The 23,397-nt window shown below is 70.9% G+C and carries 20 protein-coding genes; 6 read left to right on the top strand and 14 right to left on the bottom strand.

Annotation, left to right across the window (positions count from 1 at the left end; translation table 11 throughout):
* Positions 1-5 precede the first annotated feature (5 nt).
* Positions 6-2,684 carry a leucine--tRNA ligase gene (gene leuS, locus EYW40_RS12800; RefSeq protein ID WP_135821987.1) on the bottom strand — a complete coding sequence of 893 codons (2,679 nt, stop codon included), beginning with the start codon at positions 2,682-2,684 and terminating at the stop codon, positions 6-8.
* Positions 2,685-2,833: 149 nt separating this feature from the next.
* On the opposite strand from leuS, the gene EYW40_RS12795 reads away from it, so the two are divergent.
* Complete coding sequence (locus EYW40_RS12795) at positions 2,834-3,040, top strand: DUF7535 family protein (RefSeq protein ID WP_135821986.1); 207 nt, start codon at positions 2,834-2,836, stop codon at positions 3,038-3,040.
* A gap of 7 nt (positions 3,041-3,047) precedes the next feature.
* Here EYW40_RS12795 and EYW40_RS12790 read toward each other — a convergent pair whose 3' ends face one another.
* The 6 genes from EYW40_RS12790 to EYW40_RS12765 form a co-directional block, all read right to left on the bottom strand.
* Positions 3,048-4,028 carry an ornithine cyclodeaminase family protein gene (locus tag EYW40_RS12790; protein WP_135821985.1) on the bottom strand — a complete coding sequence of 327 codons (981 nt, stop codon included), beginning with the start codon at positions 4,026-4,028 and terminating at the stop codon, positions 3,048-3,050.
* A gap of 379 nt (positions 4,029-4,407) precedes the next feature.
* Positions 4,408-6,093: a thermosome subunit alpha gene (gene thsA, locus EYW40_RS12785; protein WP_135822071.1), complete on the bottom strand. Its 1,686-nt coding sequence runs from the start codon at positions 6,091-6,093 to the stop codon at positions 4,408-4,410.
* A gap of 144 nt (positions 6,094-6,237) precedes the next feature.
* Entirely contained in the window at positions 6,238-6,786 is a 549-nt protein-coding gene (locus EYW40_RS12780; protein ID WP_135821984.1) for a KH domain-containing protein, read from the bottom strand.
* Between the two features lie 55 nt (positions 6,787-6,841).
* Positions 6,842-8,146 carry an MFS transporter gene (locus EYW40_RS12775; RefSeq protein ID WP_135821983.1) on the bottom strand — a complete coding sequence of 435 codons (1,305 nt, stop codon included), beginning with the start codon at positions 8,144-8,146 and terminating at the stop codon, positions 6,842-6,844.
* Between the two features lie 106 nt (positions 8,147-8,252).
* On the bottom strand, positions 8,253-9,113 hold the full coding sequence (locus EYW40_RS12770; protein ID WP_135821982.1) for a winged helix-turn-helix domain-containing protein: 861 nt from the start codon (positions 9,111-9,113) through the stop codon (positions 8,253-8,255).
* Positions 9,114-9,145: 32 nt separating this feature from the next.
* Positions 9,146-10,381, bottom strand: coding sequence for a tryptophan--tRNA ligase (locus EYW40_RS12765; protein ID WP_135821981.1), 1,236 nt, complete (start codon positions 10,379-10,381; stop codon positions 9,146-9,148).
* Positions 10,382-10,698: 317 nt separating this feature from the next.
* Here EYW40_RS12765 and EYW40_RS12760 point away from each other — a divergent pair, with 317 nt between their 5' ends.
* The gene (locus tag EYW40_RS12760; RefSeq protein ID WP_135821980.1) at positions 10,699-11,820 is read left to right on the top strand and encodes a hypothetical protein; all 1,122 of its coding nucleotides are present in this window, start codon (positions 10,699-10,701) and stop codon (positions 11,818-11,820) included.
* A 24-nt stretch (positions 11,821-11,844) separates the two neighbouring features.
* On the opposite strand, the gene EYW40_RS12755 is transcribed toward EYW40_RS12760, so the two are convergent.
* Complete coding sequence (locus EYW40_RS12755) at positions 11,845-13,125, bottom strand: MFS transporter (protein ID WP_135821979.1); 1,281 nt, start codon at positions 13,123-13,125, stop codon at positions 11,845-11,847.
* 181 nt (positions 13,126-13,306) lie between these two features.
* Between EYW40_RS12755 and EYW40_RS12750 the strand changes: the two genes are divergently transcribed.
* Complete coding sequence (locus EYW40_RS12750) at positions 13,307-14,218, top strand: hypothetical protein (RefSeq protein WP_135821978.1); 912 nt, start codon at positions 13,307-13,309, stop codon at positions 14,216-14,218.
* A 138-nt stretch (positions 14,219-14,356) separates the two neighbouring features.
* On the opposite strand, the gene EYW40_RS12745 is transcribed toward EYW40_RS12750, so the two are convergent.
* The 6 genes from EYW40_RS12745 to EYW40_RS12720 all read right to left on the bottom strand — a co-directional run bounded on the left by EYW40_RS12745 (position 14,357) and on the right by EYW40_RS12720 (position 20,821).
* Positions 14,357-14,743 carry a hypothetical protein gene (locus EYW40_RS12745; RefSeq protein WP_135821977.1) on the bottom strand — a complete coding sequence of 129 codons (387 nt, stop codon included), beginning with the start codon at positions 14,741-14,743 and terminating at the stop codon, positions 14,357-14,359.
* Positions 14,744-14,818: 75 nt separating this feature from the next.
* Positions 14,819-15,394 carry a TorD/DmsD family molecular chaperone gene (locus tag EYW40_RS12740; RefSeq protein ID WP_135821976.1) on the bottom strand — a complete coding sequence of 192 codons (576 nt, stop codon included), beginning with the start codon at positions 15,392-15,394 and terminating at the stop codon, positions 14,819-14,821.
* Positions 15,391-16,725: an NrfD/PsrC family molybdoenzyme membrane anchor subunit gene (gene nrfD, locus EYW40_RS12735; protein ID WP_135821975.1), complete on the bottom strand. Its 1,335-nt coding sequence runs from the start codon at positions 16,723-16,725 to the stop codon at positions 15,391-15,393. The genes EYW40_RS12740 and nrfD overlap by 4 nt, the downstream gene beginning before the upstream one ends.
* The gene (dsrO, locus tag EYW40_RS12730) at positions 16,725-17,492 is read right to left on the bottom strand and encodes a sulfate reduction electron transfer complex DsrMKJOP subunit DsrO (protein WP_135821974.1); all 768 of its coding nucleotides are present in this window, start codon (positions 17,490-17,492) and stop codon (positions 16,725-16,727) included. Before dsrO ends, nrfD begins: the two co-directional genes overlap by 1 nt.
* A gap of 2 nt (positions 17,493-17,494) precedes the next feature.
* Complete coding sequence (locus EYW40_RS12725) at positions 17,495-19,978, bottom strand: molybdopterin-dependent oxidoreductase (RefSeq protein ID WP_135821973.1); 2,484 nt, start codon at positions 19,976-19,978, stop codon at positions 17,495-17,497.
* Between the two features lie 186 nt (positions 19,979-20,164).
* On the bottom strand, positions 20,165-20,821 hold the full coding sequence (locus EYW40_RS12720; RefSeq protein WP_135821972.1) for a helix-turn-helix domain-containing protein: 657 nt from the start codon (positions 20,819-20,821) through the stop codon (positions 20,165-20,167).
* 243 nt (positions 20,822-21,064) lie between these two features.
* On the opposite strand from EYW40_RS12720, the gene EYW40_RS12715 reads away from it, so the two are divergent.
* From EYW40_RS12715 to EYW40_RS12705, 3 genes are read left to right on the top strand one after another with little or no spacing between them, the layout of a single operon-like run.
* On the top strand, positions 21,065-21,289 hold the full coding sequence (locus EYW40_RS12715) for a FeoA family protein (RefSeq protein ID WP_135821971.1): 225 nt from the start codon (positions 21,065-21,067) through the stop codon (positions 21,287-21,289).
* A gap of 1 nt (position 21,290) precedes the next feature.
* On the top strand, positions 21,291-23,180 hold the full coding sequence (gene feoB / locus EYW40_RS12710) for a ferrous iron transport protein B (protein WP_135821970.1): 1,890 nt from the start codon (positions 21,291-21,293) through the stop codon (positions 23,178-23,180).
* A complete protein-coding gene (locus tag EYW40_RS12705; protein ID WP_135821969.1) occupies positions 23,177-23,368 on the top strand; it encodes a hypothetical protein in 192 nt (63 codons plus the stop codon). The genes feoB and EYW40_RS12705 overlap by 4 nt, the downstream gene beginning before the upstream one ends.
* Positions 23,369-23,397 lie beyond the last annotated feature (29 nt).

Here is a 23,397-nt window from a genome sequence, read left to right as displayed (position 1 = left end):
GGGCGCTACTCGACGATGTCGATCGCCGGACGGCCGGGTTCGGCCTTGTTCGCCACGCCGTCGTCGGCCTCGGCGGCGCGGACGACCCGGACCGGCGCGTCGAACTCGCGCTCTATCAGCCACGCGGCGGCCACGAGCGACTCGTACTCCGTCTCGGGGTCGAGCGTGCGCGACAGCGCCTCGCGCTCGGCCTGCAGGTCCTGTCCGTAGGACGCCGCGGCGTCGCCCTGCTCGCGGATGTGGTCCTCGCCCATCAGCTCGGAGATCAGGTTGTCGGCGTCGCTCTCGACGGCGATCTCCAGGGCGTCGAACTTCCACTCGGGCGTGACGACCACGTCGATCCGCTCGGGGTCGTCGATGCCGGCGACCTCGACGATCTGGCGGACGTCCTCGCGGGTGTTCTCCACGAGATTCCGGCGCTTCCGGGCGGTCCCGCGGTCGACCGCGGCGCTCGGCCAGTCGGCCTCCGCGACGAACCCGTCGCCGCCGAGTTCGTCGTACAGCTCCTCGGCCAGGTGGGGGACGACGGGGGAGAGCAGGCGGACGGCGACGTCCAGCCCGCGCTCGAACGTCGGGCCGTGCACGTCGTCGGCGTAGTCGCGGTAGCCCCGCAGCGTGCCGACCAGGTCCTGGGCCTGCCGGAGCGCGACGTTGAACGTCAGGTCGTCGTACTCCTCGGTCGCGACGGCGACGGCGGCGTCGGTCTCGCTTTCGACGTACTCGGCGACGGCGTCGCGGTCACCGTCGGCCGCCCCGCTCTCGAAGTCCTCGACCAGCTCCTTGAGTCGGGTCAGGAAGCGGTACGTCGAGCGGACGCCCTCCTCCGTCCAGTCGAAGTCGCGCTCGGGCTGGGCGGCCTGCATCATGAACAGCCGGGCGGTGTCCGCGCCGTACTCCTCGACGATGCGCTGGGGCGAGACGGTGTTGCCCTTGGACTTCGACATCGCCTCGCCCTCCAGCTGGACCATCCCCTGGGCCAGCAGGTTCGTGAACGGCTCGCGGTGCTCCAGGCCCTCCTCGTCGGCGACCACCTTCGTGAAGAAGCGGGAGTACAGCAGGTGCATCACCGCGTGCTCGATGCCGCCGACGTACTGGTCGACCGGCATCCAGTCGTTGGCCTGCGCGCGGTCGAACGGCGCGTCGTCGAGGTCGGGGGAGACGTAGCGCAGGAAGTACCACGAGGAGTCGACGAACGTGTCCATCGTGTCCGTCTCGCGGACGGCGTCGCCGCCGCAGTCCGGACAGGTCGTCCGCTTCCACTCCTCGGCGGCGTCCAGCGGGTTGCCGGTCGTGTTGACGAACTCCGGCAGTTCGACCGGCAGGTCGTCCTCGGGCACCAGCACGGGGCCACAGTCGTCGCAGTGGACGACCGGGATCGGCGTCCCCCAGTAGCGCTGCCGGGAGATGCCCCAGTCGCGCAGGCGGTACTGGGTCGCCTCCTCGGCACCCTCGGTGTCCGCGGTGATGCGCTCGCGGGCGGTTTCGCTGTCCAGCCCGGAGTACTCGCCGGAGTCGACGAGCACGCCGTCGTCGGTGAAGGCCGACTCGGAGACGTCCGGCGCGTCGGGGACGCTCTCGCCGTCCCAGCCGTCGGGTTCGGGGGCGACGACGGGGTCGATGTCGACGCCCATCTTCTCGGCGAACGCGTGGTCCCGGTCGTCGTGGCCGGGGACGCCCATCAGCGCGCCGGTGCCCACGTCCGAGAGCACGAAATCCGCGACGAAGACCGGCAGTTCCCCGCCGGTGACGGGGTTGGTGGCGACCAGGTCCGTCTCGACGCCGTTTGGCTCGTCGCCGTCGGGGTCGGCCTCGTGGTGGACGAACTCGTGGACGGCGTCGTCGGCCTCGACGAGTTCCTCGGCGATGGGGTGGTCGGGGGCCAGCGCGAAGAACGTCGCGCCGAAGACGGTATCGGCCCGCGTCGTGAACGCCTCGACGGTGCCGTACCGTTCGGGGTCGTCGGCGTCGCCGACGGCGAAGGGGAGGCGGGTGCCGTACTGGCGGCCGATCCAGTTGCGCTGCATCTGCCGGACGGAGTCGGGCCACCCGTCCAGTTCGTCGATGTAGTCGACCAGTTCGTCGGCGTATTCCGTGATCTCGAGGAACCACTGGGAGAGTTCGCGCTGCTCGACGGGATTGTCACACCGCCAGCACAGTTCCTCCTCGCCCTCGACCTGCTCGTCGGCAAGCACCGTCTCGCAGGACGGACACCAGTTCACGTCGGCGTCGCGGCGGTCGACGAGGCCGGCCTCGTGGAACCGCCGGAAGAACCACTGGTTCCACTTGTAGTAGTCGGGGGTGCAGGTGGCGACCTCGCGGTCCCAGTCGTACCCGAAGCCCATCGACTCCATCTGCCCTTTCATCGTGTCGATGCAGTCGAAGGTCCAGTCGCGGGGGTTCGTGTCCCGCTCCTTGGCGGCGTTCTCGGCGGGGAGGCCGAAGGCGTCCCACCCCATCGGGTGGAGCACGTCGTCGCCGCGCATCCGCCGGTACCGGGCATACGCGTCCGTGATCGTGTAGTTCCGGACGTGGCCCATGTGGAGTTTCCCGGACGGGTACGGGTACATGCCGAGGACGTACGTGGGGTCCTCGACGTCGTCCGGCGTCCGGTACACCTCCGCGTCGTCCCACGCGTCCTGCCAGCGGGCTTCCACCGCCGCGTGGTCGTAACTCTCGTCGCTCATTCGCTTACCTACCGTTCCGCGAGTCGTCACCCTATACCTTTCCATCCGACAGCGCCGCCGCGGCAGGGTCTGGGACGCGGTCGCTGCCGCCGCAGTCGGCCGCCCGCGGCGGGGCGACGCTTTAGCCCCCCGGCGTCGTAGAAGCCGGCATGAGCGACGCTGACGACCCCGGACTCCCGCGGAAAGCCCTGCGTACGGTGACGCCGCCGTTCGCCGGCCACGAGGACCGCGAGATGAACCTCATCGGCTGGGGGTACTTCCTCGGTCTCCTGATACTGCTGGTGCCGCTGCTGCCCTTTATCGTGATCCTCTGGGCGCTGACGAAACTGCTCGACAGAACGGCGGGCGGGGAGTGAGGCGGCCTCAGATCAGTTCGAACGGGTAGCCGTTGCCCTGCTCGTCGGCCGCGGCGTAGACGACGTGGGCCGCGGCGACGTCCTGGATGGCAAGGCCGGTCGAGTCGAACACCGTGACGCCGTCGTCGTCGGTGCGGCCCTCGCGGTCCCCGACGACGATCTCGCCGATCTCGCCGTAGATGTCGTCGTCGTCGATCGCGCCCTCGCTCCAGGGGACGTTGACCTCGCCGGAGTGGGTACACTGCTCGTGGTCGTCGATGACGACCTTCGCGGACTGGAGGACGGCGGTTTCGAGTTCCTGCTTGCCGGCGGCGTCGGCCCCCATCGCGTTGACGTGGGTGTGCTCGCCCAGGTCCTCGGCCGAGACGATCGGCTCGCGCACCGGCGTCACCGTCGACAGCACGTCGCAGGCGGCGGCGTCGGCGATGGAGCCCTCGCGGACGGTAAAGCGGTCCGCGAACTCGGCGCGGAACGCGTCGACGCGGTCCGGGTCCTTGTCGGCGACGACGACCTCCTCGATGGGGCGGATCTGGGCGATCGCCTCCAGTTGCGTGTACGACTGGACGCCCGCGCCGACGATGCCAAGCGTCGTCGCGTCCTCGACGGCGAGGTGGTCGGTGGCGACGGCGGCGGCCGCGCCGGTCCGCTTCATCGTCAGTTCGGTGCCGTCCATGATGGAGAGGGGGTACGCCGTCTCGGGGTCGGAGTAGATCATCGTCCCCATCACGGTCGGCAGGCCGTGGTCGGCAGGGTTGTCCGGGTGCACGTTCACCCACTTGACGCCGGCGGCGTCCCAGTCGCCCGCGTCCATGTACGCCGGCATCGACCGGAAGTCGCCGTTGTACCGCGGCAGTTCGATGTACGACTTCGCCGGCATCTGTACGTCGCCCCGCTCGTAGGCGGCAAACGCCGACTCGACCGCCCGGATGACCTCGTCCATCCGCGCGTTCTCGTCCACGGCGTCGCCGTTCAGCAGTAACGTCTCCATGCGCGAACCTCCAGGCGCGCAATACTTAGTTGAACCGGAACCGCTGGTTTCGCGGAGTCCCGCCCGGCAGCGCCGCCGCTGGCGAGTCGGCCAATAAAGAATACGGGGTCAGTCGGCGCGCGGTGCGGGGCGGTGGGTCGAACGCCTGCCGTGGCCGGGAGCGCGTCGCGCCGCAATAGGCGGCGGGGCGCGCGACCCGGGGAAGGGCAGGCCGTCTGCAACGTCTGCACCCGTGAGCGAGGGCCTCAGCCCGAGCGAACGGTCCGAGGAACCCTCGACGGGACGCCGTCGGCGTCCCCGAGGGGGTGACGACGTGATTTTGATCGACCTTTTACCGAACGAGGGCGCGAAGCGCCCGAGTGCAGCGTAAAAGGTCGGCTTACATCGCGCCGCCCATGCCACCCATACCGCCCATGCCGCCCATGCCGCCGCCCATACCGCCGGGGCCGCCGGCACCGGGGCCGCCGTCGTCGCCGCCGTCGTCGGGGTCGACCTGACCGCCGGAGAGGTCGCCCGCCGCGATGACGTCGTCGATGCGGAGGATCATCACGGCCGCCTCGGTGGCGGACTCGATGGCCTGGGTCTTCACACGGAGCGGCTCGACGACGCCCTCGGACTCCATGTCGATGATGTCGCCCGTGTAGGCGTCGAGGCCGGCAGCGGTGTCGCCGGCGTCGTGCTGGCTCCGCAGGTCCACCAGCGAGTCGATGGGGTCGAGGCCCGCGTTCTCGGCCAGCGTGCGCGGGTTGACCTCCAGCGCGTCGGCGAAGGCCTCGACGGCGAGCTGCTCGCGCCCGCCGACGCTGTCGGCGAACTGGCGCAGCTGCAGGGCGAGCTCGGTCTCGGGGGCACCGCCGCCGGGCAGGACCTTGCCGTCCTCGAGCGTGACGCGGACGACGCCGAGCGAGTCCTCGATGGCGCGCTCGACCTCGTCGACGACGTGCTCCGTGCCGCCGCGCAGGATGAGGCTGACGGACTTGGCGTCCTCGACGTCCTCGACGAAGATGCGCTGGTCGCCGCCGACGTCCTTCTGGGCGACGCTGCCGGCGAAGCCGAGGTCGTCGGCCTCGATGTCGTCGAGGTTACCGACGACGCGGGCGCCCGTCGCGCGGGCGAGCTTGTCGGCGTCGCTGGACTTCACGCGGCGGACGGCGATGATGCCCTCCTCCGCGAGGTAGTGCTGGGCCATGTCGTCGATGCCGTCCTCGGCGAACACGACGTCCGCGCCGACGTCGGCGAGCGTGTCGACCATCTCCTTGAGCTGCTCCTCCTCCTGGTCGAGGAACTGCTGGAGCTGGTCGGGGTCGGTGACGTTGACCTCGGCGTCGATCTCGGTCTCCTTGACCTCGAGCGCGTCGTCGAGCACGGCGACGTCGGCGTCCTCGACGAAGTAGGGCATGTTCTCGTGGACGCGCTCCTTGTCGACGATGACGCCCTCGACGAGCTCCGAGTTCTCGATGGAGCCGCCGACGACCTTCTCGACCTTGATGTTGTCCGTGTCGATGCCGTCCTCGTCGGCGACCGAGCGGACCGCGTCGACGACGAGCTCCGCGAGCACGTCGCGGGCGCTCTCCGCGCCCTTGCCGGTCATCGCCGTGGAGGCGATCTGGGTGAGGATCTCGGTGTCGTCCTCGTCGACGTCGATGGCGACGTCCTCGAGGATGTTCTTGGCTTCCTCAGCGGCCTGACGGTACCCCTGGGCAAGCGTGGTGGCGTGGATGTCCTGGTCCAGCAGGTCCTCGGCCTGGCTCAGGAGCTCGCCGGAGACGACGACGGCGCTCGTGGTGCCGTCGCCGACCTCGTCCTCCTGTGTCTCGGCGACCTCGACGATCATGTTGGCCGCCGGGTGCTCGATGTCCATCTCCTTGAGGATGGTCACGCCGTCGTTCGTGACGACGACGTCGCCCGTCGAGTCGACGAGCATCTTGTCCATCCCTTTCGGGCCGAGCGTCGTGCGGACGGCCTCGGAGACGGCCTGCCCGGCCGTGATGTTCATCGACTGCGCGTCCTTCCCGGAGGTTCGCTGGCTGTCCTCGGAAAGTACAATGAGTGGCTGGTTGCCCATCTGCTGTGCCATAATCAAGCTACAGGTTGAATGGGATTCTATATAAAACTACCGGACACGGCGTGGGAAACCGCCGCACGAACCCCCACGGGGTGTCGTGTTACGTCGTCACAAGGGAGGGGTTTAAGTGTGGTTTCCGTCCCGCTATCCGGGGAACTGGTGGTACTCCATACCCCGGCGCTTGAGTTCGTTGTGCTTGCGTTCGAGGAACGAGTAGACGGAGCCGTGGGGCGCGCCCTCCAGGATCATCTCGGCGGCCTCGCGGACGATCTCGACCTGCTCGGGGTCGCCGATGACGCCAAGCGTCGAGCCGTAGATGACGACCGACGCGCCGGTGAGCTCCTCCATCAGCTCGCGGGTCCGGCCGTTCTCGCCGATGAGCCGGCCCTTCTTGCGCTTCAGGTCGCTCTTGTTCCGGGCCGCCGCGTCGATGTCGACCAGGTCGAACATCATCATCTCGTCGTCCAGAAGCGTTAGCGCGGTCTCGGGCTTGAAGCCGCGACCGATGGCTCTCACGATGTCCGGCCCCTTCAGGCCGCGGATGGGGTCGCCCGTCTTGTCGATGCTGACCGAGCCGTTCTCGGAGTCGATGTCGAGTCGCACCTCGGCCCGGCTCTCGATCTCGCGCATCGTCTCGCCGCCCTCGCCGATGAGCACGCCGATGCGGTCCTGCGGAATCTTCACGTGCTGCATGCACGGCGGTAGGCGATACGCCGGTTTAAGCGTTCGCCACCGCGGACGGGGACGGTCACGCCGGCCCCGTCAGCGACACCTCGTGGACCGGGGGGATCCGGCGCATCGAGGGCACGGCGGCCCAGTACAGCGCGAACAGGCCCATGAACGTGCCGCCCGCGGCGAGCACGACCCCGGGGCCGATCGCGCCGGCGACCGCCCCGCCCGCCAGCGATCCGACGGGGGTTGCGACCTGCGACGCGCTCCCGAGGACGCTGCTCACCCGCCCGACCATCCCCTCCGGGACGCCCGACTGGACCAGCGCCGCCAGCAGGACGTTGACGACGCCGACCGGCACGAACGCGAGGCCGAACAGGACGACCGTCGCCGGAAACGGCCCGGCGAGGACCGAGGCGGTCCACAGCACGCTGCTGACCGACAGGCAGGCGACGCTGAGCCGGCCGAACGGCAGGTGCTCCAGCCGCGAGGCCAGGAGCGCGCCGCCGAAGTTCCCGGCGGCGAGCGCCGCCGCGAGGACCCCGTACGCGCCCGCCCCGCCGACCGTGTCCGCGTACGCGGGCAGGACCGCGAACGTCGCGCCGGCCGCGAAGTTGACGAACGCCGCGCCGAGGACGGTCAGCGAAAGCACCGTCCCGCGGAGGAAGTCGATCCCCTCGCGGAGCTGTGCGAGGTAGCCGGGGTCGGTGCCGCCGTCGGCCACGGGCGTCGCGTCCGGGTCGGCGTCGTCCGCAGCCGTTCCCTCGGCTGGCGCGCCCGCCGGCTCGTCGGCCGTCGCGGCGTCGTCGCCGGCTTCGGGCACGGTCAACGTGGCGAACAGCGCCGCCGCGACGGCGAACGTGACGGCGTCGACGAGGAACAGGGAGACGGCCCCGACGAGCGCCACGAGCGCGCCGCCGACGGCGTTGAACACCGTCTCGGTCCCCTGGTAGGCCAGCGAGAACGCCGAGTTGGCGTCGACGAGTTCGTCGTCCTCGACGATCCGCGGGAGCGCGGCCGTCTGCGCCGGGTAGACGAGCTGGTTCAGCAGCGCCAGCGTCGGCATCACCGCGAGCACCAGCGGCGCGGACAGCGCGCTAAGCGCCGCGGCCAGCGGGACGACGAGCACCAGCACGCCCTGCGCGACCTGGGTGCCGACGAGCACCCGCCGGAGCGGCCAGCGGTCAGCCAGCGGGCCGAACAGGAACTGGAGGGCCGCGGGGGCCATCGTCAGGAAGCCGGCGACGCCGGAGTACAGCGGGTCGTCCGTCAGGGCGTACACGAGCCACATCGCGGCGACGTAGTAGACACTGTCGCCGACGTTCGTCACCAGCCGGCCGGCGAACAGCCGCGCGAAGTCGCGGTTCCGGAGCAGCGATCGCATGTCCGGATCGGAGCGCCCCGACCGGCATAACTGTAATCAGAATTATGTTTCTGTTTCGTCCGAAACAGATGCGCGTTTCTGTAAGGATTCATACACGACGGGGCGCTCACGCCGACCGCCGCTCGTACCCGTCGACGGTCGCGTCGGCGTCGACGTCGACGAGCAGCGTCTCGTCGTCGAGGGGGACAACCACCCGGACGCGGGACGGGTCGGTCGACAGCAGTTCGTGGCGGTCGGAGATGAGCCAGTCGAGTTCCCACAGCGGCGTCTCGCGGAGGTCGACGCCGTGGTCGTGGTGGAACGCCACGACCGCCGGGTGGTCGATGACCGCCGAGCCGACGACCGACACCGACGAAAAGGTACAGCGGTCGCAGGCGTGGGTCAGCCCCGGGAGGCCCAGGTCGTCGTCCGGTTCGTCGTCCACCGTCGTCCGCATCCGCCCGAGGCAGCGCGGGCAGAACCCGGCGAAGAACTGCGACATCTGGGTCCGGATCCAGCGGTCGAAGGCGTAGGGGAGTTCCTCGCGGTCGTACCCCTCGACCAGCCCCGGCGGGACGCCGAACTCCGTCACGGACAGGCCACAGTCCCGGCAGCCGATCCGGGCGCGCTCGTCGCGGTAGGTCGCTTCGAGCCCCCCGCCGCAGTCGAAGCAGCGCCCGTCGACCGGGACCGGGTCGACCGTCAGTTCGCGGGTGTACGCGCCCGAGAGCACCGCCCCGATCACCCGCCTGCCGGCGTACCGGAGCGCGTAGCCGTCGTCGACCTCCCCGACGAACACGCCGACGAGCTTGCCGAGGTGGTAGTTGAACTGGCCGCTGTCCCGGACGCCGGTCCGCTCGCGCAGCTCCGAGAACGACAGCGACCGGTCGTCGGCGTCGTACAGCGCCCGGAGGATCGCAAAGCGGGTCTCGTTCGACAGCAGTGAGAACGCCGCTTCGGGGGAGCGGGCGGCGTCGTCGTCGGTCATGCGTGACGGCTCGCGGCGGCCCCACTTGAACCCTACTCCGGCGTGTCGGCCCGCAGGCGGGCGCGCTCGGCCTCGCGAAGCCGGTACGGCGCGAGCTCCTCGCGGAGGTCGCCCAGCGCCGCGCGCCGGCGCCGGTGGGCGTCGAGGAAGTCGGCGATGCGCTCGATGGCGGCGGCCTTCAGTTCGCCCGAGAGCAGGTCGCCGGCGCGGTACTCATGGGCCAGTCGCTCGACCTCGGCGTCGTCGGGCTCGAAAAAGGCGTGGAGGTAGCGGAAGGCGACGTCGACCGCCGGGTCGCCGCCGTGCTCGCGGTGCTCGGCGACGCTCCCACGGCCCCCGGAGTGGGCGTGGCCGTTCACCTTCTCGGCGACCGTCTCGCGGTCGTCCGTCAGCCGGATCGACGGCGCGTCGTCGGAGCTGCTCATCTTCCCCGGGCCGCCGAGACCGGGCAGGAACGTCGACAGCAGCGCGCCGGGCTTTCGCACGTCGTACGCCGCCTTGCCGGCGACGTCCCGCGCGACGCGGACGTGGGGGTCCTGGTCGACCGCGATGGGGACGAGCGTCGGGTGCTCCCCGCGGACGAGCTGGGGGAGCAGCAGGTGCGTGGCCTGCATCGCCGGGTAGAACGACTCGCCGGCGTTCCGGGGCTCGCCGTACGTCGCCTCGACCGTCGACTGGGTGATCCCGGCGGCAAAGCGGGTCGCCTGCGGGTACAGCGCGCCGGCGTCGGCGGTGTCTATCACGATCCGCGTCCGCTCGGGGTCGAACCCGACGGCGAGCAGGTCCCGCAGGTTCTCGCGGAGGTGCCCGCGGACCTCCCCGGCGGTCAGGTCCCGCGTGAACAGTTTCTCGTCGTCGGAGACGGGGACGTACACGTGCGCGCCCGTCCGCTCCTGCAGCGCCTTCGCGAAGTAGAAGGGAAAGACGTGGCCCAGATGGAGCGGCCCGGAGGGGCCGACGCCCGTGACGATGGAGTGGGGGTCGCCCCGCTCGGCGGCCGCCAGGAACGGATCGAGGTCCCGCCCGGCGTAGAACACGCCGCGCCGGACCAGCGGGTGGTCGGGGAAGCGGCCGACCTGCTCGGCGGTGACGGGGGTCGCCCCGAACTGCTCTATCACGCGGTCGTACTCCTCGTCGCCGACCGCGCGGGGCCGCACCCCGGCGACTGCAGGCGGAAGGCTCCCGCTCGGCGCGTCCGCGCCGGTCCCGTCCGCGTTCGGCTGGTCTGCTGGCTGTGCGTCGTCGGTCGTGGCTGTGTCGTTCGGCATCGTGTCGGTGGCGTCGCGGCTGGTCGGACGGCGGTTCGCGAGAGAAAGCGAGTGAGCGCCGGCCGCCCGGGCGGCGGGTTACGCCGCGCCGACCGCGCCGCCGACACTGTCCGCTCCCGGGGGCTGCCAGCGCCAGCGCGTCGCGGGAGCGGACTGCATCGGGACCCCGTAGCCGGCGCGCCGAAAAAAGCGTTTCGAGGGAGGGCGACGTCGCGAGCGGCGTACGCGCCGCGTCGAACGGGCGGGGACGGGGGATCGCGCCGTGGCGGCCTCCACCTTTATCCCACACCCGGACGAACCGAAAGCAGTACCGAAACATGGTCCCCCGACCCCTCCGTCGGACGGTCCCGGCGAGCGATAGCCCCGCCGTCAGCGCGTACGGGCCGGTGTTCGCGCTGTTGGTGGCGTCGCTTCTGTTGCAGCGGTTCCTCCCGGCGGTCGTGAGGACGGTGGTCGACCGCCTCTCGGCCGTCGCGGGGCCGCAGGCCGTCGGCGCGGCCGTCTACGCGGTCCTCGCGACCGCCGCGTACGTCGCCGTCGCCGGCCATTGGGGTCGCGGCGTCGAGTGGGACGCGCTGCTCTCGGTGGGCGGGACGACGGCGCTGGTCGGGTTCGCCGGGGCGTACCGACTCCTCGGCGCCGCGGCGCTCCCGGCGTTCCCCGACGACGCGGTCTCCGCGCTGCTGGTCGGCGGGGTGGCGATGGGGGCGCTCGGCGTCGGCTACGCCCGGTTGCGGGGCGTCGGCGTGCGGTTCACCGGCCCGGCCCGCGACGCCCTCCCGGTCGCCGGCGCGGTCGGCCTCGTGGCGGCGGTCGCCTGCCTGGGGTGGGTCGCCGCGTTGGCGGCCCGCGGGAACGCGGTCTTTCTCGGCCCGGTCGGCGGGGTGTTCGGCCCGCGGCGGTCGGCGGCGGCGCTGCTCGCGGACGCGGCGCTGCCGGCCGCGCTCGTCGGGAGCGGGACGGCCGTTCTCTACAACGGCGCGGTCCAGGCGGACCTGCGCGGGCGCGTCGGGCCGAACGGGGCCGTCGCCGCGGTCACGGCGCTGGTCGGTCTCGGCGCGGTCCAGATCCGCGTCGGCGGGCGGGCCGACCCGGTCGCGACGGCGGCGACGGTCGGGGCCGTCGCGCTGGCGGCGGTGTTCTGTGCGTTCGTGGCCGCGCGGGCCGCGGCCGCCGGCCCGCTCGACGCCGACCGGCCGGCGGTCGCGGCGGCGGTCGGCGTGGTCGTCGTCGCGCTCGTCCTCGGCGCGGTGGCGTCGGTCAGGCCGGCCGATGGGCTGTTCGTCGCTTACGGCCTCGCGCTGACGGTCGTCGCGGCCGCCGCCGGCGTCGGGTACGAACGGACGCGGTCGGTGTGGGTGCCCGCACTCGCCTTCGCCCTCCAGCGCCTCCTCACCGACGCCGGGGTGGCGCTGGCCCTCGCTTCCGCGGTCGGGTGAACCCGGGCCTCGCGTTCGAACACCTCAGTCCGTCGGCAGTATCGACCCCTTCGGCGTCACCGTCTCCTCGACCTGCGTCCACACGAGGACGACGCCGACCGCCGCGAGCGCCGCGCCGAACGCGAACGGCACGACGAAGCCCAACTGGACGAGAAAGCCCGACGCGAGCGGGCCGAAGGCGACGCCGAAGCCGAAGGCCATCGTCAGCACGGACAGCGTCGACCCGGAGCGGCCCGCGGGCGCGATGTCGCCGGCCAGCGCGAGCGAGGGGGCAAACACCAGCGCGCCGGCGACCCCCTGGGCGAACCGGGCGACCACCATCAGCCAGGGGTCGAGGATGATCCCCTGAACGAACGTCGTCGGCACGAGCAGGACCAGCCCGGCCACGATGAAGTTCTTGCGGCCGTAGAAGTCCGTCGCCCGGCCGATCGGCGTCTGCAGGAGGACCTGGGCCAGGATGAACGCCGCGAACTCCAGGCCGAACAGCGTCGGCCCCTGGTCCAGCCGCGCGTTGATGATGTCGCCCAGCGTCGCGAACAGCGCGATCCCGACCGCCATGAAAAACGAGGCGACGCCGAGCGTGAACACGGGGTCAAGGGTCCCCCGGCCGCTCCGGTCGAAGACGGCGATGCCGCCGAGCGCGTCGTCCCCGCCGCCGGCGACGTCGTCGGGGTCGCGGATCAGCGCCGAGACGAGGACGAAACTGAGCGTCGCCGTCGACGTGGCGAAGTAGAAGGCGGCGTCGAAGCCGCTCATCACGACGTCGAGCGGGCCGAGCGCGACGGCGTACGGCCCGCCGGCGACCATCGCGCCGGCGGCGATCGGCCCCGCGCCGAACCCGACCAGCCGGAACGTGTTGTACGTCCCCATGTTCCCGCCGCGGTTCTCCGCCGACGCGAGGTCGTTGACCAGCGCCACCGTCGTCGGGATGATCAGCGCGCCGGCCAGCCCCTGGAGGCAGCGCAGGGCGACCAGATGCCAGTACCGGGTCGCCAGCGAGTAGGAGAAACTCGCCACGCCGATAAGCACCAGTCCGACGAGGACGAACACCTTCCGGCGGCCCGTGCGGTCAGAGATCCGCCCGGTGAAGGGCTGGAGCGGGCTGTTGACGAATCCGAACAGCGAGAGCACGATGCCCGTGACAGCGACTTCCGTGAGCCCGAACGTGGAGCCGGCGAGCACGTCGCTCCCGATGAAAAGCGGGAGCACGACGATGAGAAAGGAGTTGCCGATCGACTCGGTCATCCGGGCGATGGCCAGCGTGAGCACCTGCGGGTCGATCCCCAGTCGGTCCGCTACGCCCATCTCCCCACCGGCACTGACGGCGCCATACCCGGCCATTCCGTAGCGACCGCCAAGATACTGTCGACGGCCCGGGATATCGCCCGGTTCTGCCTTCGTCCGGCCGCCCGCGGGGCGCGGCGGCAGGTCAAATGGCCGTTTGAGTCATGACGAGACATTTACCGGTCGCCGCCCACGGGAGCGTATGCACAGACGAACGCTGCTCGCGGCGACCGGCGTCGCCCTCGGCACCGCAGTCGGTGGCTGTCTGAGCGGGTCCGACTCCGACGACTCGACCGACGACCCGACCGACGACGCGGCAGGCCCGACGGACGATACCGCGGAGACGACCGGCGACCCGGACACGACCGAACACACCGACACCACGACGGACGGCTCCGGCGGCGTCGTCGTCGAAGACGTCGTCGTCAAGAAGGCCGTCACGTACACGTCGATAATGGGGTCCGGCGGCGTCCTCGTCGGCCCCGACCGGCAGTACGTCGTCGCAACGGTCCGGGCCGACGAGAAGCCCTCGGCGTCGGAGTTCGCGTTCGAGGCCGACGGCGAGTCGTGGGAGCCCGGGCTACCCGACACGGAAGGGGCGATCAACTACGCCGTCGAGGGCCACGAGGGCGGCCCCGTCAGCCGGAGCTTCGAGGACGGGACGTCGTTTCTCGCGTTCACCGTCCCGTCGCCGCTGTCGGCCTCGGACGCCCGGATCCGGTACACGGGCGACGGCGGCGGGGAGTGGGCGCTCTCCGCGGACGCGCTCGACCGGCTGGCGGCGGCCGGCCCGCGGTTCGAACTCGACGACCTGACGGTCCCCGGGGAGGTCTCGCAGGGCGAGCCGCTGTCCGTGTCGCTGACGGTGACGAACGTCTCCGAGACGGACGGGCGGTTCCTCGCGGCGGCGTACTGGCCGACGAAGACGATCGCGGACGACGACGAGTCCCACGTCGTCGAACGCGAGATGGCGGCCGGGGAGTCCGTCGCGGCGATGGTCGATATCGACACTGCGTACACGACCGACGAGGACGAACCGGTGACGCTGTCGCTCCGGGGTCACGTGACCGCCGACCGCGAGGTGCAGGTGCGGGACGCGTCGGGGCCGGAGTAGTTCGGCCCGGCCCCCGGCAGTTCACGCCAGCGGCGCGCGGGTCGCGGTGCGCGGTGCACACCGCGCGGCCCGCTCGACGGGGTCGGCCATACTCCGTGGGTGGAGGTATCGCCCGTCAAATGCTCACTAAGCGGGGTTTTAGTCGGGCGACCCCGACGCCGCCGGCTCGCCGTCGCAGCCGGCCCCTTCCGTCGCGGTCGGCCCGCGGCTCAACTGGAGGTCGTCGCGTTCCCACAGCGTCGCGTCGAGGTGTTCCGTGAGCGATTCGAGCCGGTCGATCGCCGCCCGGTGGGTGTCGCTCCCGGCGAACCGCGCCCACTCGCGCAGGGATTCGAACTCGAAGACGAGCTTCGTCTCCGGCGAGAGGCCCTGCTCGTTGTGAAACACCTCGAATCCCGCGACCGTGTAGTGGGTGACCCAGCGCAGCGCGTCCGCTTCGAGCCACGCGTCGTACGCCTCGCGGCACTGGCCGGGGACGTCGAACTGTACCTCGTAGACGTGGGATATCCGCGTCAGTGGTGTCATGGGGTTCGTGGCGTGTCGCGGTCGTTCGGCGGCGGTCGCGTTCGCCGCCGGTCGGTGCGCCGGTCCGGGCGGGTGCTACTCGCCCTCCGTCACCTCCGTGACGGTCGTCCCGCCCGTTTCGACGGCCCGCTCCGTCAGGTCGAGCAGCGTCCGGTAGAACCCGTCCGGGTCGTGGTCGCGCACCCGGGCGGCGAACGTCCCGACCCAGCGCCGCGGGTGCTCGTCGAGGAACTGCTCGACGACGTCCGGGTCCTCCGTCTCGGCCAAGTGGGCGACGAACTCCAGTTCCGTCGCGACGTGGTCCGCGAGGGCGGGCCGCTCGGGGTCCGGGCGGGTCCCGAACTCCCGGTACCAGCGCCGGACCGCGTCCGTCGACGGGCCGCGGACGGGGCCGAGTTCCCCGTCGTCGTCGCCGTCCCGGTAGACGCTCTCGTAGGGTGGACACTGTCCCGTCCCCGGGCCGAGGAACAGTCGCGTGTACTCGACCCGGAGCTCCCGGAGCTCGACGTCCGCCGAGAGGCCGGGCGAGGCCTCGCGTAGCACCCGGATCAGGTCCTGCGTCGGGTACTGCCAGTACCGCGACAGCCCCCTGAACACCGCCGCCCGGTCCGGCGGCTCCGCCTCCGCCTCCGGATGTTCGGTGACGGTCACGGGGACCCCTCCTCCGTCTCGGTGCCGCCGTCGGGCGCGGCGCGGCCGGCCGACGGGAGCTGGGAGCCGCTCTGGATCGGCAGGTAGCGCAGCCCCAGCGTGAGGATCAGCGCCCCGATAGCCACGATGCCGAGGGTGACGATGACCTCGACGAGCGTCGGGGTGTACGCCCCCGACGTCGCCCAGATGTCGCCCGCCAGCCCTCCAGCGGGCTCGCCGACGGAGACCCCCGGCGGCGCGTCGACGTTCACCTGGTCGTAGCCGACGAATATCAGGCGCACGCCCTCGAACACAACGCCGAACACCGCGAGCGCGGCGGCGGCGAACACGACCCGGGTCCGCCGCCGGAGCGACGGCGTCACGAGCAACGCCAGCGGGACGAGCCCCCCGACCACCGTCCAGATCCAGAAGAAGACGGTGTCCCCGAGCAGGAACCCACTGGTGATCGCCCAGAACCCGAAGTGCTCGGCCCAGGCGTGGGGCAGCCGCTCCGCCCCGAGCAGGTAGACGACGTGGAACGCCAGGAACACGCCGAGGAGTTTGCCGAGGCCGGGCACCAGCGACTCGTCCAGTTCGAAGCCGGTGAACCGGTCCGCCAGGACGGCCGTCACCAGCAACAGGCCGAGCCCGGAGACCAGCGCCTTCGCGATGAACACCGGCGCGACCAGCGGGCTGAACCAGTCGCCCCGGCCGACCTGCGTCGCGAAGATCCACCCGGTGACCGAGTGCAGCATCACGGCGGCCGGCAGCGCGACGGCGGCCGACCAGAACGCCAGCCGCCGGTCGCGCTCGCGGCCCTCCCGGGTGTCCTCGACGCCGAGCGCGAGCCGCGACCCCGCCGCCGCGAGGTCCCGCCGCGTCAGCAGCCAGAGGTACCAGACGTTGAACAGCCCGTACAGCACGATGATGCCGAAGTCCCAGACCATCGGCGACCGGAGGTTCGGCGAGGTGACGAACTGGTAGAGCCGCTCCGGCCGGCCGATGTCCGGGACGATGAGCAGCCCCGCCACGACGATACACGCCAGGCTCAGCAGGACGCCGAGCCGCGAGAGGTTCTCGTAGCGGTCCGAGTGGAAGAACTTCGGCGCGCTGCTGACTATCATCCCGCCGGCCGACAGCCCGACGAACAGCACGAACATCATGATGTACAGCCCCCACGTGAAGACGTTGCGCATCCCCGTGGCGGCCAGTCCGGCCGTGAGCTGGTACGCCCACGCCGCCGCGCCGGCGAGTATCAGCAGCGCCAGCAGCCCAAGCCACGCCTTGCCGAGGCTCCCGAACTCCGGGATGGCAACGATCCAGTCCCGCTCGCGGGCGGTCGCGTCGGCCATCAGTCGCCACCTCCGGCTTCGGGCACCTGCGGCTGTGGGTCCGCGTTCGCCGGCTCGCCAGCCACGTCGGGCTGGGGGTCCTCCGGGAGTTCGCTCTCGAGTTCGTCGCCCTTCCAGGGCCGCCCGGGCGACATCTCGCCGCTGATGTAGTAGGTGCTTGGCTCGGTCCCCTTCTCGTCGAGCAGCCGATGGGTCTCGTACTCGGCGACGTACTGCGACACCGTGCTCGACGGGTCGTCGAGGTCGCCGAAGATGCGGGCGTCGGCCGGGCAGTTCGACACGCAGGCGGGGTCGAGGCCCTCGTCGACGCGGTGGCTGCAGAACGTGCACTTCTCGACGACGCCCTGCGGGCGCTCGGGGACATTGCCGGTCCCCTCTTCCGGGCGGTGTTCGGGCTCGTCCCAGTTGAACACGCGGGCGTTGTACGGGCAGGCGGCCATGCAGTACCGGCAGCCGATGCACTTGTCGTAGTCTATCTCGACGATGCCGTCGTCGCGGGTGTACGTCGCGTTGACCGGGCAGACCTTCACGCACGGCGCGTTCTCGCAGTGCTGACACGCCGTCGGCTGGTACGACATCTCCAGGTTCCCGTCGTCGCCGTTCTTGGGGTACCGACCCGACGGGGTGTCCACGTGGTCGCCGCCCTCCGTCAGCACGCGGTTCCAGTAGTTCCCCATCGCGACGTTGTTCTCCTGTTTGCACGTCACGGCACACGCGTGACAGCCGATACACCGCTCCTGGTCGATGACGAGTCCGTAGTTTGTCACTGTCAGTCACCTCCCGCCTCGGCCCCCGCGCCGGTGGGGGACCCGTCAGTGTACTGGCCGGTGTCGACGTCGTCCGGTGCCGATTCGACCTGGACGCGCACGTCGTAGTACGCGAACGTTTGCCCGACCTCGGCAGTCTCCTCCGAGATGAGGTCCTGCAGATGCCCCTGCACGAAGTCGCGGGTGTACCAGCCCTGGTCGGTGTTCACGAGACCAGGGCGGATCCCCTCGTTGTACTTCGCCTTCACGACCATCTCGCCGCGGTCGTTGAACACCCGGACGTACTCCCCGTCGTCGATACCGCGACGCTGCGCGTCCTCGGGATGGATGTCGAGCTGTGGCTGCGGGTTGATCTCCCTGAGCCACGGCTGGGATTCGTACTGTGAGTGGATCCGCCACTTCGAGTGCTTCTGCATGAAGATCAGGGGGTAGTCGTCGGCCGTCTCGTAGTCGTCCGTGGTTCTCCCCTCGATCGGTTCGGGGAGTTCGAGCGAGACGCCCTCCTCGGGGAGGTTCGGACCGCGCTCGGTCGGCGCGTCGTCGTCGTACAGTTCGATGCGGCCCGTGTCGGTCCCGAACTCGCCGGTGTAAAACGGGGAAGGCGTTTCGTCCGTCGCGACGGTCCCGTTCTCGCGCAGCTCGTTCCAGGAGAACCGGTCGTCGTTCTCCACGAACGATTTGAGGACGGTCCGCTTGTCCTCGGGGAACTGGTCCCCGTAGCCGAACCGCTCGGCCAAGCCACGCAGGATGTAGTAGTCGTCCCTGCTCTCCCACAGCGGCTCCTGGGCCTTCTCCCGGTACCCGATGTTCGGATGCGTGTAGCAGGTCATCACGTCCTCGGTTTCGAACCAGTGAGCGGCCGGGAGGATGATGTCCGCGTGCTGGGTCGTCGGGGTGTGGTGTATGTCGGCCCAGGCGACCATATCGACGTTCCGTATCGCCTCGATCCAGGACTGGCGCTCGGGATACTGGTTTATATCGTTGCACTGCATCCCGTACATCGCCTTGTACTCCCCCTGCTGGAGCGCGTCCAGCTTGTCGGCTTCGCCGACATACGACGTTTCCTTCGCGTTCTCCGGCGACCCCCAGTCGCCCGTCTGGAGGTACGATCCGCTGTAGTTGGCGTACTGCGAGTGGATGTTCCCGTGGTTGCCGTAGTCGCCGGTGAGCGCCATCAGCGTCGCGTACGCCTGCCCGAACACGTGCCCGTAGAGGTAGCGTCCGACGCCGTAGCTTGGCATGATGCCGCCCGACCCGCGGGACGTGAACCACTCGATCGTGGTCCGGATGTCCCCCTCGTCGAGGCTGGTGACAGAGGCGACCTCGTCGAGCGGGTAGTCCGCGGCGTGGTCGCGGAGTTCGGTCAGCCCGGTCCTCGTCTCGACCCCGTCGACCGTGTACTCGCCGAAGAGGGCGAAGTCCCCACCGGTCTCGGGGCCGACCGCGGTCGGCTCGCCGGTCGCCTCGTCGATGACGACGATGTCGCCCTCCTCCGCGTCGTCGAACACCTCGGTCGCCCGTAACAGTTCGCCGGTGTCTGTGCGCACGAGCGCCGGGGCGTTCGTGCGCGTCCGGAGGAACTCGGCGTCGTAGGCGTCGTTCTCGAACACCCAGTGCATCATGCCGAGCGCGAGGTAGACGTCCTTCCCCGGCTCGATCGGGAGCCAGAGGTCCGCCTTCTCGGCCGTGTTCGTGTACATCGGGTCGACGACCACGAGCTTCGCGCCCGCGCGCTTCGCGTCGAGGATCCACTGGGCGTCCTGCTGGAACTGGCTGGCGAAGATGTCGCTCCCCCAGATGATTATCGTCCCGGCGTTCACCCAGTCCTCGTTCGGGTTCGTCGGCGGGAGGTACGTCGAACCCTCGCCCGTGACCCGCAGGAAACCGCGCCCGACGTTCGTGTCGATGCCGGGGGTCCCGTCGACCGTCCCGCCGATCAGCTGTGTGAGCCGGGAGAACCCGGTCGTGCCCGAGTCCCCGGACCCGGTGTGCCAGAGCATGCTCTCCTCGCCGTACTCCCGCTGGGTCCGCCTGATGCCCTCGGCGACGAGGTCCAGCGCCTCGTCCCAGGAGACGCGCTCGAACTGCGCGTCCTCGCCGCGCTTCTCCGGCTGCGGGTCGTCAACCGACCAAGACGACCGCACCATCGGGTACTTCAGCCGCGTCGAGTTGTACACCCGCTGGACGTGGCTCAGCCCGAGGGTACAGCCCCGGCGGAACTGCTCGTTGGCGGGGACCTGCTGTTCGACCGCGCGGATCTGCCCGTCGCGAACGTGCACTTCGAGCGGGCATTTCCCCCGGCAGTTCGGCGAGCAGACGCTGTAGTACGTCTCGTTGTCCCCGAGGTAGCTCTCGCGGTCGGCGTCCGCGCCGTCCGTCTGCTGGAGCAACTGGAGCGCGCCGCCCCCGCCAGCCGCCATCGCGAGGGACGCCGCCCCGCTGGCCTTCAACACGTCGCGGCGCAGGAGGGGGTCGGTGTCGCTCATCGAACCCCCCCGTCATCGGCGCGGGTGACGCCGTCCGGACTGTGCGCTTCCGTCTTTTGCCGTTCGTCGGAGTCGGAGCCTGTCCGACGGAGTGGTTCCCGGTTCACACGGGAAACTCGTCCGTCCAGCCCCCAATCTCCGATGCGGGATAGTTCAGGCGTTTAAGAGGTGGAGCCGCGACGCCGGTCAGCCGGTGTCGGCCGCCTCCGCGAACGCCGCCGTCGCGAGCGTCGATTCGACGGCGCTGAGCCGCTGTGAGAGCGCGGACTTCGAGATGTCGAGCTCCGCCGCGAGCTCCCCGAACGAGCTCTCCCGGGACGGCGAGTAGTAGCCGGACGCCACGGCCGCCGCGGCCGCCTCCCGCTGTTTCTCCGTCAGCTCGCGGAGGTCGAGCGTCACGCGCTCGGCCGGGCCGTCGGTCTCGTCGGGGTCGACGCGCCGCAGCCGGCGGAGCGAGAACCCGTCGAACACGTCGTCGAGCCGGTCGACGAGGTCGGTGAGCTGGTCCCGGTCCGGCAGGTACGTCCCGATCGTCACTCGGTTCTCCGCGACGTCCAGCACCCGGGGGACGCAACCGAGGTCGCTGAAGACCGTACACGGGCACGCGCCGTCGACGGCGCTGGTCGTATGGACGACCCGGGCCCCGTCGGCGTCCGGGCGGTCGTCGACCCAGACCGTCACGTCGGCGTGGCACTCGTCGTCGACGAGTTGCTGGCGCACGTCGACGAACTCCCCGTCCAGGTCGCCGAGCGGGCAGGCTCCGGGCGCGGGCGGGCGGACGTCGAACTCGACGTGGAGGCGACGGCTCGACGAACCGGCGTCCAAAGCGTTCTCCCCGCTCATACCCGTGCGTACGACCTCCTCGCATAAATTCCCCAACGCGTTTCCCGGCGCCTGGCAACCGGACCGCGCCGTCGACGGCATCGGCGGGGCCCTGGAACGGGCGGCTCGGCCCGCCGAGAGCCCCGTTTCGCCGCCCGTACGTCCGGGCCCCGACGGCGGCGTGGCGGCGGACCTTCCCGTGCCCTGAGAAGAGCGCCCACATATTTGGCCCCGCCGATGCGAGTTCGATTTAGGTGACCCTAAATGACGGTGCCGCTCGCGGCCGTCCGTCGCGGGGAAACGTTCGCCATCGAGACCGTCCCGGACGCCGAGGTCCGTGCGAAGCTGTTGCGGGTCGGGCTCCTCGACGGGACGGTGGCGTGTCGCCGCCGCGTCCGGAAGGGGCCGGTCGTCATCGAACGCGGGGGGACGGAACTGGCCCTCGGCTCGTCGCTCGCGGCCGAGATCGAGGTGTCGCGGGTCGACTGAGATGGGCCGCGAAACCGCCGACGGACGGGACGGCGCGGAGACGGTCGCCCTCGTCGGCTGCCCGAACGTGGGCAAGAGCGTCGCGTTCGGCGAACTCGCCGACGACTACGTCGACGTCTCGAACTACCCCGGCACGACCGTCGAGACGACCGTCGCGACCCTCGACGGCTACCGGCTGGTCGACACGCCCGGCGTCTACGGGATCTCCTCTTTCTCCGAGGAGGAGGCCGTCACCCGCGGGATCGTGCTCGACGACGCCGACGCGGTCGTCAACGTCGTCGACGCCACGCAACTGGAGCGGGATCTCTTCCTGACGCTCCAGCTGCTCGACATGGGGGTGCCCACGGTCGTCGCGGTGAACATGCTCGACGAGGCCGAGGCCGACGGGCGCGAGGTCGACGTCGACGCGCTGGCGGAGGCGCTCGGCGTCCCCGTCGTGCCCACCGTCGCCGTCGACGGGCGCGGGATCGACGAGATCCGTTCGCGCGTCGGGGACGCCCGCGCGCCGGCCGAGACGGGGGTCGAGCGGTGGTACTCGGCGCTGCCGGACGACCTGTCGGCCACGCGGGCCGAGCGGACCCTCCTCGTCGAGGCGGACGAACCGACGGCCGCCCGCGTCCGGGACCGGGGCGACGTCGTCGCCGACGGGGGGATGCCGACCGTCGACGACGACCTCCGCGAGGACGTGTACGCCCACCGGCGCAGCCGCGTCGGCGACGTGGTGTCGGCGGTCGTGGACGACGGCGGCGCCGGCCGGCGCTGGGGCGACCGGATCAGCGACCTGCTGATCAGGCCCGCGACGGGCACGCCGATCGCGGTGGGGCTGCTCGCGGTCATCTACTACGTCATCGGCGACCTGGTGGCACAGCGGCTGGTGGACTTCGTCGAGGGGGCCATCTTCGCCGAGCGGTACAACCCCGCCGTCACGGCGCTGGTCGGGGAGGCGGTGCCGGTGGGGCCGTGGGCGCGCCCGTTCGAACACCTCCTCGTCAACGGGAACCTCGGGCTGCTCACGGTCACCGTCCAGTACGTCGTCGGCGTGTTGCTCCCGCTCGTGACGGCGTTTTACCTCGCCATCGGCCTCCTCGAGGACGCCGGTATCCTGCCGCGGCTGGCGGTGCTGACCGACCGGGGGCTCGACCGGATCGGCCTGAACGGCCGGGCCGTCGTGCCGCTCATCGTGGGCGTCGGCTGCGTGACGATGGCGGTGATCACCACCCGGATGGTCGGGTCGCGGCGCGAGCGGCTGATCTCGACGGCGCTGCTCGGCCTGGCGATCCCGTGTTCGGCCCAGCTCGGGATCATCATGGGGCTGCTCGCCGGCCTCGGGATCGGGTGGTGGTTCGCCTACCTCGGCGTGCTCCTGTTCGTCCTCGGCGTCGCCGGGACGGTGCTCGACAGGACGCTCCCGGGCCAGCAGGAGGCGCTCGTGACCGAACTGCCGCGGCTTCGGGTCCCCCGCGTCCGGAACGTCGTCCGGAAGACGGCCGGCCGGGCGGGGATGTTCCTCCGGGAGGCCGTCCCGCTGTTCGGCGTAACGGCCGTCGCCGTCTCCGCGCTCGACTACGTCGGCGGGATCGCGCTCGTCGAACGCGGGCTCGCGCCGCTGACCGGGTTCCTCGGCCTTCCCCAGCGGTTCGGCCGGGTGCTCGTGCTCGGGCTGATCCGCCGGGACTTCGCCGCGGCGGGGATGACCGACCAGGCGCTGGCCACGGCGGAGACGTTCGTCGGGCTGGTCGTCATCACGCTGTTCGTCCCCTGTATCCTCTCGATGACGATGATCCTCAAGGAACGCGACGCCCGGACCGGGCTGGTCATGTGGGTCGGCTCGTGGGTCGTCGCGTTCGCGGTCGGGGGCGCGGTCGCCGCGGCGCTGGGGGTGGTCGGGTGACCCCGTCCGACCCCGACGCGGAGGCGGTGACGCTTCCCTGCCCGCAGTGCGGGTACGACATCGACCCGACCCGGCGGATACAGTGTCCCCGATGTGGCGAGCGCGTCGACTGCTCGTCGGTCGACTGCGGCGAGTGCGGCTCCTGTCCGTCGGTCGGGGGCACGCTCAGCGACTGGCTGAGACGCTGACCTGGAAGTCGTCGCCGTTCCGCGACCGA

The sequence above is a fragment of the Halostella litorea genome (assembly GCF_004785955.1).
Classification (GTDB): domain Archaea; phylum Halobacteriota; class Halobacteria; order Halobacteriales; family Natronoarchaeaceae; genus Halostella; species Halostella litorea.
Note: the sequence above shows the minus strand (reverse complement) of the source record. Positions and strands in the feature narration are given on the sequence as shown.

Excerpts from the sequence above, each read along its gene's own strand:
- leuS (WP_135821987.1), bottom strand. The coding sequence starts at position 2,684 with ATGAGCGACGAGAGTTACGACCACGCGGCGGTGGAAGCCCGCTGGCAG.
- EYW40_RS12795 (WP_135821986.1), top strand. The coding sequence starts at position 2,834 with ATGAGCGACGCTGACGACCCCGGACTCCCGCGGAAAGCCCTGCGTACG.
- EYW40_RS12790 (WP_135821985.1), bottom strand. The coding sequence starts at position 4,028 with ATGGAGACGTTACTGCTGAACGGCGACGCCGTGGACGAGAACGCGCGG.
- thsA (WP_135822071.1), bottom strand. The coding sequence starts at position 6,093 with ATGGGCAACCAGCCACTCATTGTACTTTCCGAGGACAGCCAGCGAACC.
- EYW40_RS12780 (WP_135821984.1), bottom strand. The coding sequence starts at position 6,786 with ATGCAGCACGTGAAGATTCCGCAGGACCGCATCGGCGTGCTCATCGGC.
- EYW40_RS12775 (WP_135821983.1), bottom strand. The coding sequence starts at position 8,146 with ATGCGATCGCTGCTCCGGAACCGCGACTTCGCGCGGCTGTTCGCCGGC.
- EYW40_RS12770 (WP_135821982.1), bottom strand. The coding sequence starts at position 9,113 with ATGACCGACGACGACGCCGCCCGCTCCCCCGAAGCGGCGTTCTCACTG.
- EYW40_RS12765 (WP_135821981.1), bottom strand. The coding sequence starts at position 10,381 with ATGCCGAACGACACAGCCACGACCGACGACGCACAGCCAGCAGACCAG.
- EYW40_RS12760 (WP_135821980.1), top strand. The coding sequence starts at position 10,699 with ATGGTCCCCCGACCCCTCCGTCGGACGGTCCCGGCGAGCGATAGCCCC.
- EYW40_RS12755 (WP_135821979.1), bottom strand. The coding sequence starts at position 13,125 with ATGGGCGTAGCGGACCGACTGGGGATCGACCCGCAGGTGCTCACGCTG.
- EYW40_RS12750 (WP_135821978.1), top strand. The coding sequence starts at position 13,307 with ATGCACAGACGAACGCTGCTCGCGGCGACCGGCGTCGCCCTCGGCACC.
- EYW40_RS12745 (WP_135821977.1), bottom strand. The coding sequence starts at position 14,743 with ATGACACCACTGACGCGGATATCCCACGTCTACGAGGTACAGTTCGAC.
- nrfD (WP_135821975.1), bottom strand. The coding sequence starts at position 16,725 with ATGGCCGACGCGACCGCCCGCGAGCGGGACTGGATCGTTGCCATCCCG.
- EYW40_RS12725 (WP_135821973.1), bottom strand. The coding sequence starts at position 19,978 with ATGAGCGACACCGACCCCCTCCTGCGCCGCGACGTGTTGAAGGCCAGC.
- EYW40_RS12720 (WP_135821972.1), bottom strand. The coding sequence starts at position 20,821 with ATGAGCGGGGAGAACGCTTTGGACGCCGGTTCGTCGAGCCGTCGCCTC.
- EYW40_RS12715 (WP_135821971.1), top strand. The coding sequence starts at position 21,065 with ATGACGGTGCCGCTCGCGGCCGTCCGTCGCGGGGAAACGTTCGCCATC.
- feoB (WP_135821970.1), top strand. The coding sequence starts at position 21,291 with ATGGGCCGCGAAACCGCCGACGGACGGGACGGCGCGGAGACGGTCGCC.